The organism is Phenylobacterium sp. (assembly GCF_036501465.1).
Taxonomy (GTDB): domain Bacteria; phylum Pseudomonadota; class Alphaproteobacteria; order Caulobacterales; family Caulobacteraceae; genus Phenylobacterium.
Map to the genome: position 1 here is coordinate 15177 of NZ_DASYAF010000080.1, position 13995 is coordinate 29171.

Here is a 13995-nt window from a genome sequence, read left to right on the forward strand (position 1 = left end):
AAGTCGCCGGCCGACCGAGGTCAGAGCACGCCCAGCATCTCCGCCACCAGCGGGTGGCGGACGATGTCGCGCTCGTTCAGGCGCACGACGGCGATGTTGGCGACCGCTTCCAGCTTGGCCGAGACCGGGGACAGGCCGGACAGTTCGGGGATCAGGTCCGACTGGTTGGGGTCGCCGGTGACCACCATGGTCGAGTGCCAGCCCAGGCGGGTCAGCAGCATCTTGAGCTGCACATAGGTGCAGTTCTGCGCTTCGTCGATCACCACGAAGGCGTTGTTGAGGGTGCGGCCGCGCATGAAGCCCACCGGGGCGATTTCGATGGCGCCCTCGGCCATCAGGGCGCGCACGCGCTTCATGGAGAGCCGGTCGCTGAGCGCGTCGTAGAGCGGGCGCAGATAGGGCGCGAGCTTGTCTTCGGCGTCACCCGGCAGGAAGCCGATGCTCTCGCCGGCCTCGACGGCCGGGCGCGACAGCACGATGCGGCCCACGGCGCCCGATTCCAGCGCCTCCACCGCCTTGGCGATGGCCAGGTAGGTCTTGCCGGTGCCGGCCGGGCCCAGCGCCATGACCAGGTTCTTGGCGTCGATAGCGTCGAGAAGCTGCTGCTGGCCGGTCGATTTGGCCTTGATGGTCTTCAGGTAGCCCTGGTCGCGTTCGTCGTTGGAGGCCAGCGGCGACCAGCCATGGGAGACTGGGAGCCTGCGGATCTTATCGTCCCCGGAGAACTGGCCGGCGTCGAACGCGCCTTCGCGCAGTTGTCGCTTCAGGGCTCGCTTGGTCATCAAAAGCCTCCGTCCCCAGGAATTGGGGGGCAAGAAAAAAGGGCGTCTCCGCGTTGGAGCGCCCTTGGATGGTCGGGGATGAATCGAAGCAGGCGGCGTGCGCGGCTGCGGGGCTTTCCGGGGGGTTGTCCCGGGGATGCCGGTCCGGGTCCGAAGACCCGGGGTGACCACAAGCTCAGCGCCATCAACTCCGTCCAGCGCGAGATACCGGCCGAATGAGCCGGCCAGCAGCGGACTCCGAGATGGCTATCGCCCCCTCGAATCGCCCGACTAGAATGAGCGTAGCTTGGTTTCCGGATTCTTAAACGGACGGATTGTCGCAAGAAACGGGGTGTGCGGATGAGCGTCTACAACTTAGGCAATGTGACACCTGAATTACCGAAAGATGACGAATACTGGATAGCGCCGACTGCATCCGTCATGGGCCGAGTGATTCTCAAGAAAAATGCGTCCGTCTGGTGGGGTGCGACCCTGCGTGGCGACAACGAAGCGATCACGGTCGGCGAGGGCTCCAACGTGCAGGACGGCAGCGTGCTGCACACCGACATGGGCTCGCCACTGACGATCGGCGCCAATGTGACGGTGGGGCACATGGTCATGCTCCACGGGTGTTCGGTCGGCGACAACTCCCTGGTGGGCATCGGCTCGATCATCCTGAACGGAGCGAAGGTCGGGAAGAACTGCCTGATCGGGGCGGGCTGCCTGATCACCGAGGGCAAGGAGATTCCCGACAATTCGCTGGTGATGGGCGCGCCGGGCAAGGTGGTGCGCGAGGTCAGCGCCCAGCAGGCGATGGTCCTGGCCGGCGGCTCGGCCCACTATGTGGAGAACTGGAAGCGCTACCGGCGCGAGCTGGCGGCGATCTAGGCCGCAAGGTCCGGCGCCCCGGCGGAGGATCGGCCGGACAGCATGGCCATTTCACGCTTGAGTCGCGCGCTCTTAAGGCGAAGGTTGGCTTGGGGATGCCGCGGGGGGAGTGCGATGGGTGGACCGTTCGAACCGATGAACTCGGCAGGAAGGTCATTCCCGACCGTCCTGACCGATACCACGGGCCTGCCCCATGCGGTGGGATTCAGGGGTGTGGATCTGCTTTGGATCGTCGTCGTCTACGGCGCGGTCCTGGTGGGCGCGGCCGCAGCGGCGGTGGTCGGTTTCAGAAGCCAGGGCGCAACCTCGGTGATCGCGATCCTAGGCCTCGCCGTCGCCCTGGGATGCGGCTACCGCCTGTGGCTCGCCCGAAGCCCGTGGTTGAGGCTCTATCCGGATCGCCTTGAGAAACGCGTGGTCGGCCGATGGCGCACGCTCGGCCGCAGTGAGATCGAGGGGGTCAGGGCGGCGGCCTCCGACCGTCGGGGCGCATCGTTCGAAGTCGTTCCCAACGTTCCCGGCGTCGGCGGAATCCTCTTGCGGGAAAGCCTGCGGAACGACGACCCGGTGGTCCGCCGCTGGTTCGACGGGGCTCGCGACCTGACGGCCGAGGCGGCGGCCGCCGACAAGTCGGCGGTGTTGTCGGACCCGCGATACGGGGCGACCGAGGCCGAACGCGCAAAGCGGGTGAGCAACGCCAGGCTCCAGGCACAGGTTTTCAACGTCGCCTGCGCGGCGCTTGCGGTGTGGGTCTATTTTCACCAGACGCCCTATGGCGTGACCCTGTTCGCCGTGGCGGCGCCGATCGCGCTGGCGGCCCTCGCCGTTTCGGCCTCGAACGGACTGGTGACCTGGGTGTCGCCGACCCGGGCGCGTCCCGCCGTCGGGGGCGCTTTCATTCCGGCCGCGACGATCGCCTTCGCGGGGCTCAGCTTCAATCTTTTCAGCGGCGGGCCGCTGATCGAGGCGGCGGCGCTGGTGGGATTGGCCGCGGCCGTTTTCGTGGTCCTTCGCGCGACCTCGGCGCGCCGATGGAGTTTCGGCCTGATGGCTTTCCTGGCCGTGGGATTCTGTGTGTACGGCCTGGCCGCCTTCGTGAACGCCGGGCTCGATCATTCGCCCGCAAAGCAGTTTGCGGTGACCGTCCAGGACAAGAATGTCACCGGGTCACGCACACCGACCTACAACCTCTATGTCAGCCCATGGGACGATCAGGCCGCGGGCCCGGTCACAGTCGCGTCGAGCTTCTATCACGCCACCGCGATCGGTTCGGTCGCCTGCATGGTCCGCCATGCCGGCGCGCTTGGTGTCGGCTGGTTCGAGATGAAGCGCTGCCCGCCGGGAACGGCCGCGCCGCCGCCCGCGCCGGCTGACCACGATCCGACTTAGCGATGAGGGCGAACGCCCGGACGAAGGCGCTGGCCCAGGCGCTGCGGGAGGATGTTCGAGTTGACGCCGTTCGCGCGGCCGCCGAGCGTGTCGGAAACGGGAGGACGCCATGGCCCATGAGTTCGTGAAGGTCGATCGCGAGGGGCCGGTGACCATCGTCACCCTGAACCGGCCCGAGGTGATGAACGCCCTGCATTCGCCGGCCCATTTCGAACTGGGCGCCGTGTTCGACGCCTTCGCGGCCGACCCGGAGCAGTGGGTGGCCATCGTCACCGGCGCCGGCGAGCGCGCGTTCTCGGCCGGCAACGACCTGAAGCACCAGGCCGGAGGCGGCAAGATGGGCAATCCGCCGTCGGGGTTCGCCGGGCTGACGACGCGCTACGACCTGACCAAGCCGCTGATCGCGGCGGTGAACGGGGTGGCCATGGGCGGCGGCTTCGAGATCGCGCTGGCCTGCGACATCATCGTGGCCTCGGAGGCCGCGGTGTTCGCCCTGCCGGAGCCGCGGGTGGGGCTGGCGGCCCTGGCCGGCGGGCTGCACCGGCTGCCTCGGGCCATCGGGACCAAGCGGGCCATGGGCATGATCCTGACCGGACGGCGGGTCTCGGCGGCCGAGGGCCACGAGTTGGGGTTCGTCAACGAGGTGGTCGCGCCGGGCGAACTGATGGCGGCGGCGCGGCGCTGGGCGGCGCAGATCTGCGAGCTGTCGCCGATGTCGATCCGCGCTTCGAAACAGGCGGTCTACCAGGGTCTGGACGAGCCCACCCTGGAGGCGGCGATCAAGGGCCAGAACCGCTATCCGGCGGTGGCTGCGCTGTATGGCAGCGAGGACTTCGTGGAAGGGCCGCTGGCCTTCTCGCAGAAGCGGCCGCCGCAGTGGAAGGGGCGGTAGGAAAGAGCGAAGGCCGGCGGGCTTGTCACCCCAGGTCGCCGAGGCCACAGTCGAGTTTCGCGACGGATGGGGGACGTCTTGCGCAAGCTCGCATCGGCATTTGATTTCAGGGGCCGCACCACCCGCCTCGGTTATTGGCGACAGAACCTGCTTTTTTCGATCCTGCTCGGCTTCGATATGGTGTTGACCGTGGCCTCGGCGGCCTCGCTCAGACGTGGCGCGGCCATCCTGTTGGTCCCGCTTCCCGCACTGATCGTGGCCGCGGTCGCCGTCGGCGTCCGTCGGCTGCACGACCGGGACAGGTCGGGATGGTGGCTCGTGGTCTTCTGGCTTTTCCCAACGCTGTTGTCCGCGGGCGCGCAGGAGGTGGCGCATCTGGGGGGCCCCGCCGCTGTCGAGGCGGCGCTGCTCAGCCTCCCCGGGCTCGGACTGTCGCTGTGGGGAGTGGTGGAGATGGGCTTCCTGAGCGGCTCGCGCGGCGTAAACCGGTTCGGAGACAATCCAACGGCGCCGATCGTCGAGGTGTTCGCCTAGCCCCGCTTGCCAGAAGGTGACGCCTGCGTCAGGTTCGCTGCCAACTGAACAGTGATCAGGGAAACGGCTCGGGCCATGGACCGCTACGACTACATCCTCATCGGCGCGGGCTCGGCGGGCTGCGTGCTCGCCAATCGCCTCTCGGAGGATGGGACCAAGCGCGTGCTGTTGCTGGAGGCGTGCGGCAAGGACACTTCGCTGATGATCAAGATGCCGGCCGGGGTCGGCGGGCTGATCAGCAAGGAAGGCCCGCAGAACTGGGGCTTCTGGACCGAGCCGGAGCCGAACCTCAACGACCGGCGGCTGTGGTGGCCCAGGGGCAAGGGCTGGGGCGGCTCGTCCTCGATCAACGGCATGATCTACATCCGCGGCCATGCGCGCGACTACGACCAGTGGCGGCAGATGGGCCTGGCCGGCTGGGGCTATGCCGACGTGCTGCCCTATTTCAAGCGCTCGGAGGGCTTCGAGGGCGGGGCCGACGCCTGGCATGGCGGCGAGGGGCCGCTGAAGGTGTCGAAAGCGTCGTCGCCCAACCCGATCTATTCGGCGACGATCGAGGCCGGCGCCCAGGCGGGGTTCCTGCTGACCAAGGACTTCAACGGCTATCAGCAGGAAGGCTTCGGCCCCTATCAGCTGACCATCCACGACGGCCAGCGGTGCAGCGCGGCGAGCGGCTACCTGCACCCGGCGCTCACCCGGCCGAACCTCACCTGCCTGACCGGGGCGCGGACCACGCGGATCGTCATCGAGGCGGGCCGGGCGACCGGGGTGGAGATCCACGAGGACAAGACGGGCCAGCGGCGCGTCGTCCATGCGGACGCCGAGGTGCTGCTCTGCGCCGGCGCGGTGCAGTCGCCGCAGATCCTGCAGCTCAGCGGCGTCGGCGATCCCGACGACCTGGCGGCGCATGGCGTGCCGGTGGTCAAGGCGCTGAAGGGCGTCGGCGCCAACCTGCAGGACCATGTGGACGTCTGCATGAGCTGGGTCTGCCCGCAGCCGATCACCGCCTATTCCATGCGCAAGGGGCTCATCAAGACCCTGGGCGTGGGGCTGAACTACATGCTGTTCGGCAAGGGCGCGGGGCGGCAGAATTTCCTGGAATCGGGCGCCTTCCTGCGCTCGCGCCCCGACCTCGACCGGCCGGACCTGCAGATCCACACCGTGCTGGCGATCATGCAGGACCACGGCAAGGTGGCCGTGGAGAAGGACGGCTTCACCTTCCACGTCTGCCAGCTTCGGCCCGAGAGCCGCGGGCGGGTGACCCTGAAGTCGGCCGACCCGATGGCCGACCCGGCGATCTTCGCCAACTACCTCTCGACCGAGGAGGATCGCCGCGCGATCCGCGAAGGGGTGAAGATGATGCGCAAGGTGGCTGAGCAATCGGCGCTCGACGCCTACCGCGCCGAGGAATACGCGCCGGGCGCATCGGTGCGCAGCGACGCCGAGATCGACGCCTGGATCAGGGCCTCGGCCGAGACGATCTATCACCCGGTCGGCACCTGCCGGATGGGCGCAGCCGGCGACCCGATGGCGGTGGTGGACGCCGATTGCCGTGTGCAGGGGATCGCGGGCCTGCGGGTGGTGGACGCCTCGGTCATGCCGACGCTGGTGGGCGGCAACACCAATGCGCCGACCATCATGATCGCCGAGAAGATCTCCGACGCGATCCGCGGCCGGGCCTTCCTGCCGGCGGACGAGGCGCCGGTCTATGAGGACGGCAAGGCGGCGGCTTAGACCCATTCTCCGACCGTCCCGGCGAAAGCCGGGATCCATAGGGCGTTGTGAGCAACGCGGGTTCTTGGGGTCTTGCGGTCGACTCAGCGTGGGTCCCGGCTTTCGCCGGGACGACCGGAGTTAGGCTAGGGCTCTGCGCCAAACTCCATCACTCAGTTCGAACCCGCTGTCCGCATAGAGGTGGCGGACGGGGCCGTTGCGGGCGGTCTCGACGATGCGGGCCAGGGCTTCTGCGTGGCGGTCGGCCAGGTCGTCGAGGATGAAGCCCAGGAAGGTCTGCTCGACCTTCAGGCCGATCACCCGGCAGCTCATGGCGAAGGCGGCGATCTCGCAGCCCTCGGTGACGGCGGCGGCCACCAGGCCGTAGTCGCCGAAGCGGTCGCGGCAATGGGCGATGAAGACCTGGCCCTCGGCGGCGAGGCGGGCGAGCTCGGCTTCCGAGTAGGTCTTGCCGGTGGTGTTGAACTGGGTGGTGCGCTGGAAGAGTTCGGCGACGCGGCTGAGCAGGGCCGGATCGGTCGGGCGTTCGCAGGCGGTGACCACCTCAAGAGTCGCCAGGAAGTCGTCGCCACCGGCCGCCAGGCCGCGTTCGCGATCGAGCTGGCCTTTCACCAGGTCGGTGCGCCGGGCGCTTTCCTCGGTGACGTTCAGCACCTGGAAGCGGGGATCGGTGAGCAGGATGCGGCGCAGCGCGAACGGGTCTTCGCCGAACACGTCGACCTGCGGCAGGGCCTGGCGGACGCGCTCGCGCTCCACGGGGTGGTCATCGACGAAGGCGAAGGCGTCGAGCGCGAAGCCCAGCTCCTCGGCGATCGAGGCGATGTTGCTGGGCTTGTCATGCCAGTTCACCCGCCAGGTGACGAAGTCGTCGGGGGTGAGCAGCCGGTCTTTCGGGTAGTGGTCGGGATAGGTCCAGAGCTCGCGGACCAGGGCTTCGTCGTTCTTACTGACGCAGGCCAGCAAGATTCCTCGACGCTTCAGCGCCAGGCAGGCCTCGTGCAGGCCGAAATAGAGGCCAATGTAGGAGTTGTGGCCGCTGATCTCCGGTGTCCAGGCGAACGGCGCGCCGGTCTCGGCGAGCACGCCGGGCCACAGGGTGCCGTCGAGGTCGAGGATCACGCACTTCTTGCGGGCGAGGCCCATGACCACGGCGAGCTGGTCCATGTGGGCGCGCGCCACCACGGCTTCGCGGCGGTAGAGGTCGGGGCCCACGGCGGCGTGCAGCGGCGCGGTGTCGGGGAAGACGCCGTGGACGGCTTCGAGTTCGACGGAGGGGCGCTGGAGCATCCAGCCGGGTGAGCCGAAGTGGGTGAAGCCGACCAGGGCGTCGTCCAGCAGGCCGGCGGCGCCCTCGGCGGCGATGGCGGCGGCCACGTCGACCACGTAGACGCCGCTGTACTGGAGGGCCAGCGCTTCCAGGCCGTGGTTCAGAAGGCGGAAGCGGTTGCGGTGGCTGAACGGGCCGCGGTCGGCCATGCCGAGCGGCTGGACGGTGGGCTCCGGCAGGCCGTCGATCAGGATCGGGGCGTCGGAATGGGCGCGCAGGCCCTCGATGATGTGCCGGGCCTCAGCCAGGTAGACGGCCGTGGGATCGCCGCCATGGTCGGCGGCGCTGCCCTTGGCGACCAGATGACGCGAGCGCAGAGCGCCGATCAGCATCGCCTGATGCGGCTTCTCGGCGGCGAGCCGCAGGTCGTCGGGGAAGGACGCGGCCACACGCAGGTCGACGCCACGGCGGGCGGCCTCGCGGCGCAGGAAGTCGGCCTCCATCTGCAGGTCGCAGTCGCCGAACAGCAGCACGTCCCAGCGGTGCGCCTTGGGCCCGCCCAGGTCGTCGGCGCCCAGGGCCGAGGTCACCGACCAATAGGGATTGGCGCCTTCGCCCTCCTGGCGGCGGAGCTGGTCCAACGCCTCGCCAGGATCGCGGCCGTGCAGCTCGGCGAGCTTGGCGGCGACCGCCGCGGCCTCGCCGGCCGGATCGAGGTCGGTGAGGACGCCGCGCTCCATCAGGCTGGCCAGGCAGCCGGCCAGGGTATCGGCGTCGATAGTCAGGGTCTCGCGAAGCTGGGCCAGGTCGCCCGGCATGTCGCGGGGCTCGGCGAACCATTCGACGATGCCGCTGACCTCGGCGTCCACAACCAGGCGCAGGTGGCTGATGGCGTGGACGATCAGCACGCGGTCTTGCGCCAGCGGCGTCAGGTGGACGTAGGTCGACCGGCGAATCAGCATCGGGAACGCGCGCCCATTAAGGATGTCGCGGCGAAGCTAAGCGGCGTGGCCTGCCCGTTGGTTAAGATGCAGCGGCTTTCGCCTGCTGGCTGTTGAGCCAGCCCGAGAGTTTGGCCTGAGCCTCGGCCCCGCCGAAGAAGGACAGCAGCACGTAGCGGCTGCCGCGGGTCACGGGCACGGCCTCGTGCAGCAGGGAGGCGGAGAAGACCAGGGCGCCGCCGGCCGGCGGGTTGTAGCGATGATCGTCATATTCCGGGAAGCTGAGCTCGCCGCCTTCGTACTCGTCGGTGTTGAGGTTCAGCGAGATGGCGAAGTCGCGGAAGGCGGTGTGCGGAGCTGCGTTGTCGCGGTGCCGCTTGAACCAGCCGCCGGTGTCGTCGTAGCGCGCGATCAGGATGCGGTCGGCGAACACCATGTCGGAATTGAAGGCCCGCTTGATCTCCGGGATCACCCGGCCGGAGAACACCTTCAGCACCTCGGCGTAGAGCGCAGAGCCCTCAGTGAGCTCGGTGTCGCGCCGCTTCTTCTTGCCCTCGTCCAGCTTGGCGTAGGCGCCGCCGTCCTTGAACGAGGCCATGACGCCGGCCTCGTGGTCCGAGCCCTCGAAGTGGTCGATGAGCGCGCGGCAGAGGTCCGGCGGCGCGACATTGGGGATGAACAGCACCGGGGCGGCCGAGGCGCGGACCTGGGCGGGCTCGCTCCAGACGCGCGGGGCGTTGCGAGCGAGCCAGGCGGCGATGTCGACGCCTTCCGACAAGGCCAGGATGTCCGCCACCCGGCCGCCGCGGTCGATCAGCACGCAGGCGGCCTCGCCGCCCAGCTCGAAGCGTTCCAAGCCTGGGCCGGTAGTCACGTAGAAGAGGTCGTCGCGCGCAGCCGGATCCTGCGAGAAGCGGGCGGTGAAGGCGGGATCGGGCGGCGCGAGCGCGACGGCGTCGATGCCGGCGGCCTGGAACAGCGGTCGGGCGGCGCGCAGGCGTTCCAGCACCCGCGCGGCGGCATCGGCCTCGAGCGCGCCGAGGGTCGCGACCGCGACGGGCCGGCCCGCCTGGGCGTCCAGGGAAAAGAAGGTCCCGGCCGCGGCCGCGCCGAGGATCGCCGGCGCGCGATCTCCGATCGTGAAATGCAAGGCGTCCCGTCCCATGGTTCCGGAAGCATCGAAGCTGCCGGTGAATTACGCCTTACCGATTTCGCTTTCCTTTCGATCCGTCACGGAGCGCCGATCACGGGTTGGCCGGCGTCGCCCCCAACCCCTGGGCCTGGGCGACCTTGAGCGGTTCGACCTCCAGCTTGAAGGCCTTGTCGGTCTTGAGCACCAGGTTGGCGGCCCGCTTCACGTCGGCGGCGGTGACCGACTGGGTGCCCGGGACGATGTGGCGGATGAAGTCCAGTTTGCGCGGATCGGCCTGGGCGCCGGAGAGCTCCGACAGCCAGTACTGGTTGGTGACCTGGGATTTCTCCAGGCGGTCGATGCGCGGCTTCTTGGCCCGGTCCAGCTCGTCCTGGGTGACATCCTTGGTGCGCAGGTCTGCGGCGATTTTCTGAACGTCGCGGAAGAAGCCGTCCAGCTTGGCCGGCGGCACCTCCACGCTGGCGGACAGATAGCCCCAGCCGGTCCAGGTCAGGCTGTGGGAATAGCTGACCGAGGGGGAGTAGGTGACGCCCTGGTTCTCACGCAGCTCGTCGATCAGGCGCAGGCCCATGACCTCGCCCAGGATATCGTTGTCGAGCGCCTGCTGCGGATTGGCCCACAGGTCGTTGGTCGGCCAGGCCACATAGCCGATGGACTGGTCGGCGCGGCCCTTGTGGGTGAGCAGCAGGGGCGCGGTGTTGGCGGCGGGGAAGGCGATGGCCTTCTGGGCGGCCGGCACCGGTTTTGCGGGGCTGCGGGCGGGCAGGGCGCCGAAGGTGCGCGAAACCGCCTCGATCGCCTTGTCGACCGTGATGTCGCCGACCACCACCACCTCGATGGGGTCCTTGGCCAGGTGCGGGGCGACCTGGGCCTGGAAGTCGGCGAACTGGGCCTTGGAGATGTCGTCGCGGCTGGGGAAGGTGAAGCGGCGGTCGCCGTTGTGCAGCAGGCCGGAGAGCTCGCGGCTCATCACCCCGCCGTCAGTGCCCTCCATCTGGTCGTGGACCGTCTTGCCGGCGGTCTGCTGGCGCTTGAAGGCCTCGGCCCGCCAGCCCGGATCGGCCACATAGGCCGCCAGCACCTGAAGCTGGGTGGGCAGGTCGGCGGTGCGCGTCCCGCCGGAAAGCACGAAGGCGTCCTCGCCGACGCCGAAGCGGGCGCCGTAGACCTTCGAGGCCAGCACGCGCTCGGTGTCCTCACTGTCGATCTGCTTGAAACCGCCTTCGATCAGGGTGTTGCCGAACCAGGCGAGGCTCTGGCGGTCCTTGGGCAGGTCCTGCAGGCCGTCGCCGACGTTGACGCGCACCAGAACCTCGTCGTCGCGGAACTTGGTTGGCTTGATCGTCAGGCGCACGCCGTTCTCGAAGCGGACGAAGACCGTATCGAGGTCGGTGACCTCCTTTGTTTCGGCGACCTTGCCGGGCTCGCCGAAGCTGGCGTAGGGCCAGACCACCTCGTGCGGGGCGGTGGGCGCGGCCACGGCCATCTTCTGGGCGGAGGCGTATTCGGCCAGCACGGCGTTTTCGTCACCGCTGATCGGCTTGGGCGTGGAGACGAAGAGCAGGGGTCCCTGGCCGGTGAAGGCTTCTCGCATCACGTCGGAAACCTGATCGGCCTTCAGCCCCTTCACCACCTGTTCGAAGACAGCCAGGTCCTGCGCCGGGCTGGTGACCACCTCCTGATCGCCCAGCGAGCCTATGATCTCGTCGGCGATCTGGGCGGGACGGCGGGTGGCCGCCCCGGCGACGGCGGCCTGGGCGCTGGCGCGCTCCTCGGCGATCTCGCGGTCCAGCTCGTCCTGGCGCACGCCGTACTTCACGAGCCGGCGCTGCTCCTGGTCGAGGGCGGCGAGCGCGGTGCGCCAGCCGTCGGCCGGAGCGTTGACGGCCAGCGTCGTGACCTCGGCCGAGTGGCCCTGGTCGGCCTGGAAGGCGCCGGCGGCCAGGAACGGCGGCTGAGACCCGCGCGACAGGGCGCCCAGGCGGCGGTTCAGGACGTTGAAGCCGAGCTGCAGGATCATGTCGCTGCGCCGCTTGGCGAGCGTGTCCTGCCGCAGGTCCGGCGGGCGCACCCAGGTGACCTGCATGTTGAGCGCCGTGCTCGGCTCGACGACCACCTTCGCGGCGGTCTTGCGCTGGGCGACCCTGCCCAGGTCCGGATCGAGGCCGGCGGGGCCCACGGCCTTCCAGTCGCCGAAGCGGGCCTTGATCTTGGCCTCCATGGCGACGGGGTCGAAGTCGCCCACCGCCACCAGCACCGCGCGGTCCGGGCGATAGTAGTGGTGATAGAAGTCGGCGATCTGGCCGGCCGGCGCCTTCTGGATCACGTCCACCTTGCCGATCGGCTCGCGGGTCGGCATGCGCTGGCCGGGCAGTTCGAAGCCCAGGCGGGCCTTGTAGACTTCGTAGCCGGGGCTGTCGCTGGCGCGCTCTTCGGACAGCACCACGCCGCGCTCGCGATCCACGGCGGCCTGGGCGATGGTCAGCTCGCCGGCCGCCTCGCGCAGCAGCTTCAGTGAGGTGTCGACGGTGTCGTCGTCGGTCTTCGGCAGGTCCAGCTTGTAGATGGTCTCGTCGAAGTTGGTGGAGGCGTTGGTGTCGGCGCCGAAGGCCAGGCCGTGGCGTTCCAGGATCTTGACCATCTCGCCTTCGGGCACGTTCTTCGAGCCGTTGAAGGCCATGTGCTCCAGGAAGTGGGCGAGGCCCTGCTGGGCGTCGGTCTCCATCAGCGAGCCGGCGTCGAAGCGCAGGCGGATGGCGGCCTGGCCGGGCGGGGCGGCCTGGCGCTTGATGGCGTAGCGCATGCCGTTGGGCAGCGATCCGAAGCGGATGTCCGGATCGGCCTTCACGTCGGACTTGGCCTGCGGCCACTCGCCGGGGGGCAGCTTCTGGAAGACGGGACCGGGCCCCTTGTCGGACCCGGGCAGGCTGATCTTCGGCAGGTGCGGCAGGCCGATGGCCCAGGCCTGGGCCGGGATGGCGAAGCCGGGGGCGGAGAGGGCCAGGATGGCGGCGAGCGCAGCGCCCGCGCGCAAGGAACGTATCATATAGAGAAGTCCTGAAATCGTCCGACGAGACGCCTGGAACATCGTCATATGACGTGGCGGCGACAAGGCAAGAAGGCGGCGGCTGTCGTAACTGCGACAATGCGCCTAAATGAGGCTGTATGACGGAATCGCGGTTCGAAAAGACGCCGGGGCAGCCGGAGCCATGGCCCCAGGGGCCGGGCGAGCCATCAGTCGAGCCGCCGTCGGCGCCGCAGCGCGAGCCGGTCTTCAACGCGCCCTGGCAGGCCGTCGCGGTGGTCACCCTGATCATCGGCGGCTATGCGATCCAGACCCTGTTCCCGATCGACGCGGTGCTGGGCGCCTGGGCCTTTGCGCCGGCGAACCTGACGCCTGGGCGATGGGAGACCGTGGTCACTTCGATCTTCCTGCACGGAAGCTGGGCCCACGCCATGATGAACGGCGCCTTCGCCCTGGCCTTCTCCGCGCCGCTTGCGCGGCTGTTCGGGCCGAAGATGGAAGGCGCGCTGCTGTTCTTCTCCTTCTATGTGATCTGCGGCGTGCTCGCGAACCTGGGCTATGCCGCGGTCCATCCGGGCGGGCAGGGGCTGGTGGTGGGGGCCTCCGGCGCAGTGAGCGGGCTGATGGGCGCAGCGGCCCGGCTGATCGCCGGCCAGGGGCGGCCGGGCCGGATCTTCTCGCCGACCGTGCTGGGCATGGGCGGCGGCTGGATCGTCATCAACCTGCTGATCGCGGTGTTCGGCGGCGGCTTCCTGCCCGGAGCGGGCAACGCGGGGGTCGCCTGGGAGGCCCATATCGCGGGCTTCATCGTCGGCGTGCTGCTGATCGGCCCATTCGCCCGCCTGGCGCCGCCCGAGCCGGACGAAGCCTAGCCCTTCACGGCCGCGTCCACCTTCTGCATGACGTCCGACCACGGCGTCGGGCCTTCATGCATGGCGAAGACGCGGTCGACCGCCAGGTGCTCCCGGGCTACGGCCTGGGCGACCTCGTGCATCAGTTCCGGATCGTAGAGGGCGTGGGTCTTGGACTCGAAGGCCAGGGTGTCGCTGGCGTAGAGCAGCCGCAGGCCAGGGAAATAGACCATATACTGTCGTTCGGTCGCCGCGCCTCGCAGGGGATAGAGCTCCAGGCGGTTCGGGCCGGCGCCCAGCGCGACCTTGCCGGAGACCACGCGCAGCTGCGCCGGCTGGGGCGCGGTCTGCTGCTGGTCGGGGTGCAGGGTGTGCGGCGCACGGACGTTGCGTTCGACGAGGTCGCGATTGAGGTCGAGCACATAGACCGGCAGCTTCTCGGCCACCGCCTGGCGGACGCCGGCGAAATGCGGCCAGGAATCGGAGGTGGACAGCACCGCCTTGATCGGGACGCCCGGGTTGTCGGCCCGGATCTTCGCCAGGGCCTGGCGGGTGAAGAA

The 13995-nt window shown here is 69.1% G+C and carries 11 protein-coding genes; 6 read left to right on the plus strand and 5 right to left on the minus strand.

All coding sequences use genetic code 11. From position 1 onward, the window contains the following. Positions 1–20 precede the first annotated feature (20 nt). On the minus strand, positions 21–782 hold the full coding sequence (locus tag VGL85_RS08795; protein WP_331588158.1) for a PhoH family protein: 762 nt from the start codon (positions 780–782) through the stop codon (positions 21–23). Positions 783–1121: 339 nt separating this feature from the next. On the opposite strand from VGL85_RS08795, the gene VGL85_RS08800 reads away from it, so the two are divergent. The 5 genes from VGL85_RS08800 (at position 1122) to VGL85_RS08820 (ending at position 6198) form a co-directional block, all read left to right on the plus strand. Beyond that, positions 1122–1649, plus strand: coding sequence for a gamma carbonic anhydrase family protein (locus VGL85_RS08800; RefSeq protein WP_331588160.1), 528 nt, complete (start codon positions 1122–1124; stop codon positions 1647–1649). Between the two features lie 114 nt (positions 1650–1763). Continuing rightward, the gene (locus VGL85_RS08805; RefSeq protein WP_331588162.1) at positions 1764–3038 is read left to right on the plus strand and encodes a hypothetical protein; all 1275 of its coding nucleotides are present in this window, start codon (positions 1764–1766) and stop codon (positions 3036–3038) included. A gap of 109 nt (positions 3039–3147) precedes the next feature. Then, positions 3148–3930: an enoyl-CoA hydratase-related protein gene (locus tag VGL85_RS08810; protein WP_331588164.1), complete on the plus strand. Its 783-nt coding sequence runs from the start codon at positions 3148–3150 to the stop codon at positions 3928–3930. 78 nt (positions 3931–4008) lie between these two features. Then, positions 4009–4464 (plus strand): DUF805 domain-containing protein, encoded by a 456-nt coding sequence (locus VGL85_RS08815; protein WP_331588167.1) that lies wholly within the window; start codon positions 4009–4011, stop codon positions 4462–4464. Between the two features lie 75 nt (positions 4465–4539). Next, positions 4540–6198, plus strand: coding sequence for a choline dehydrogenase (locus tag VGL85_RS08820; protein ID WP_331588169.1), 1659 nt, complete (start codon positions 4540–4542; stop codon positions 6196–6198). A gap of 120 nt (positions 6199–6318) precedes the next feature. Here the strand turns inward: VGL85_RS08820 and VGL85_RS08825 are convergent, their stop codons facing one another. From VGL85_RS08825 to VGL85_RS08835, 3 genes are all read right to left on the minus strand, one after another. Beyond that, positions 6319–8427, minus strand: coding sequence for an HAD-IIIC family phosphatase (locus VGL85_RS08825; RefSeq protein ID WP_331588172.1), 2109 nt, complete (start codon positions 8425–8427; stop codon positions 6319–6321). Between the two features lie 61 nt (positions 8428–8488). After that, positions 8489–9556 carry a 2OG-Fe(II) oxygenase gene (locus VGL85_RS08830; protein WP_331588174.1) on the minus strand — a complete coding sequence of 356 codons (1068 nt, stop codon included), beginning with the start codon at positions 9554–9556 and terminating at the stop codon, positions 8489–8491. Between the two features lie 94 nt (positions 9557–9650). Further along, on the minus strand, positions 9651–12605 hold the full coding sequence (locus VGL85_RS08835; RefSeq protein WP_331588176.1) for an insulinase family protein: 2955 nt from the start codon (positions 12603–12605) through the stop codon (positions 9651–9653). A 119-nt stretch (positions 12606–12724) separates the two neighbouring features. On the opposite strand from VGL85_RS08835, the gene VGL85_RS08840 reads away from it, so the two are divergent. Beyond that, positions 12725–13456, plus strand: a complete 732-nt coding sequence (locus tag VGL85_RS08840) for a rhomboid family intramembrane serine protease (RefSeq protein ID WP_331588179.1) — start codon at positions 12725–12727, stop codon at positions 13454–13456. Here the strand turns inward: VGL85_RS08840 and VGL85_RS08845 are convergent. Beyond that, positions 13453–13995 (minus strand): hypothetical protein (locus VGL85_RS08845; RefSeq protein ID WP_331588182.1); only part of this gene is annotated, 543 nt, incomplete at its 5' end. The two genes, VGL85_RS08840 and VGL85_RS08845, sit on opposite strands and share 4 nt — an antisense overlap.

Excerpts from the sequence above, each read along its gene's own strand:
- VGL85_RS08825 (WP_331588172.1), bottom strand. The coding sequence starts at position 8,427 with ATGCTGATTCGCCGGTCGACCTACGTCCACCTGACGCCGCTGGCGCAA.
- VGL85_RS08840 (WP_331588179.1), top strand. The coding sequence starts at position 12,725 with ATGACGGAATCGCGGTTCGAAAAGACGCCGGGGCAGCCGGAGCCATGG.
- VGL85_RS08805 (WP_331588162.1), top strand. The coding sequence starts at position 1,764 with ATGGGTGGACCGTTCGAACCGATGAACTCGGCAGGAAGGTCATTCCCG.
- VGL85_RS08795 (WP_331588158.1), bottom strand. The coding sequence starts at position 782 with ATGACCAAGCGAGCCCTGAAGCGACAACTGCGCGAAGGCGCGTTCGAC.
- VGL85_RS08820 (WP_331588169.1), top strand. The coding sequence starts at position 4,540 with ATGGACCGCTACGACTACATCCTCATCGGCGCGGGCTCGGCGGGCTGC.
- VGL85_RS08835 (WP_331588176.1), bottom strand. The coding sequence starts at position 12,605 with ATGATACGTTCCTTGCGCGCGGGCGCTGCGCTCGCCGCCATCCTGGCC.
- VGL85_RS08800 (WP_331588160.1), top strand. The coding sequence starts at position 1,122 with ATGAGCGTCTACAACTTAGGCAATGTGACACCTGAATTACCGAAAGAT.
- VGL85_RS08810 (WP_331588164.1), top strand. The coding sequence starts at position 3,148 with ATGGCCCATGAGTTCGTGAAGGTCGATCGCGAGGGGCCGGTGACCATC.